Genomic DNA, 1,643 nt, shown 5'->3' with positions numbered 1-1,643 from the left:
GCCTGCCGGCGGCGTGCGATCTTGGCGAGGCGTTTGAGATCACCCGCAGCCTGCCGCACGGGCATGTGGCCGCGGTGCTGGGCACCGCCCGGGCCCTCGGCATGGAGGAGTTGATCGACCCGGCGTGCTCGCGGCGCCGCGACCTAGTGACCGCGATGCTGGTCGCCCAGGTTATCGACCCCGGCTCGAAATTGGCGACAGCGCGGGGGCTGCGCACCGAAACCGCGACCAGCTCGCTGGGTACGGTGCTCGGGGTGGATGGCTGTGATGAGGATGACTTGTATGCGGCGATGGATTGGGTGCTCAAGCGCAAGGACGCCATCGAAACCGATTTGGCTGCACGGCATCTGACCAACGGCACACTGGTGCTCTACGACGTGTCCTCGGCGGCGTTTGAGGGCCGCACCTGCCCGCTGGGGGCGATCGGGCACGCCAGAGACGGGGTCAAAGGCCGGCTGCAGATCGTCTACGGGCTGCTGTGCTCGACCGCCGGGGTGCCGGTGGCCATCGAGGTGTTCGACGGCAAAACTGCCGACCCGAAAACCCTCAGCGCCCAGATAGCCAAGCTCAAAAACCGGTTCGGGCTCACCCGGGTCTGCTTGATCGGTGATCGCGGCATGCTCACCAGCGCGCGTATCCGCGACGAGTTGCGCCCGGCCCACCTGGACTGGATCACCGCGCTGCGCGCCCCGCAAATCAAAGCCCTCGTCGAGGCCGACGCGCTGCAGCTGTCGCTGTTCGACCAGCAGGACCTCATCGAGATCAGCTCCCCGGACTATCCCGGGGAGCGGCTGGTGTGCTGCCACAACCCCGCCCTGGCCGCCGAACGGGGCCGCAAACGCCAAGACCTGTTGGCGGCCACCGAAAAACAGCTGGCCCCCATCGCCGCGGCCACCACCCGAGCGCGCCGTCCGTTACGCGGTAGGGACAAGATCGCGCTACGCGTCGGCAAGGTGATCAACCACTACAAGATGGCCAAACACTTTCACACCGAGATCACCGACGAGGCGTTCAGGTTCGCCCGCAACCACGAGGCCATCGCCGCCGAGGCCGCTCTCGACGGCATCTACGTGCTGCGCACCAGCCTGCCCGCCGACACCCTCCACCACGACGACGTGGTGTTGCGCTACAAGGGACTCGAAGACGTCGAACGGTTCTTCCGGGGCCTTAACACCGAACTCGACGTGCGCCCCATCCGCCACCGCCTGGCCGACCGGGTCCGCGCCCACATGTTCTTGCGGATGCTGTCCTACTACATCAGCTGGCACATAAAACAAGCCCTGGCCCCGATCCTGTTTCAGGACAACGACAAACCCGGCGCCGCCGCCAAACGCACCAATCCCGTTGCCGCGGCCCAACGCTCCGACACCGCCCTGGCCAAGGCCGCCCGCAAACACACCGCCGACGACACCCCGGTGCACAGCTTCACCAGCCTGCTCACCGACCTGGCCACCCTCTGCGCCAACCACATTCAGCCCTCCGACGACATGCCAGCCTTCACCAAGCTCACCACCCCCACCCCACTACAGCGACGAGCCTTCGAACTACTCGGCGTCACCCACCGCCTGGGCTACATGTAGTCAGTAGACAACCCAAAACCGCAGGTCAACACCCACCCGTCAACACATCAGGGGGAACTTCGG

Annotated in this window: 1 protein-coding gene; it reads left to right on the top strand. The window is 66.2% G+C overall.

Translation table 11 applies throughout. The features are described from left to right. Positions 1-1,580 (top strand): IS1634 family transposase (locus tag AWC17_RS06375; RefSeq protein WP_085164432.1); only part of this gene is annotated, 1,580 nt, incomplete at its 5' end. Positions 1,581-1,643 lie beyond the last annotated feature (63 nt).

It is taken from the genome of Mycobacterium nebraskense (assembly GCF_002102255.1).
In the GTDB taxonomy this organism is placed as follows: domain Bacteria; phylum Actinomycetota; class Actinomycetes; order Mycobacteriales; family Mycobacteriaceae; genus Mycobacterium; species Mycobacterium nebraskense.
Note: the sequence above shows the minus strand (reverse complement) of the source record. Positions and strands in the feature narration are given on the sequence as shown.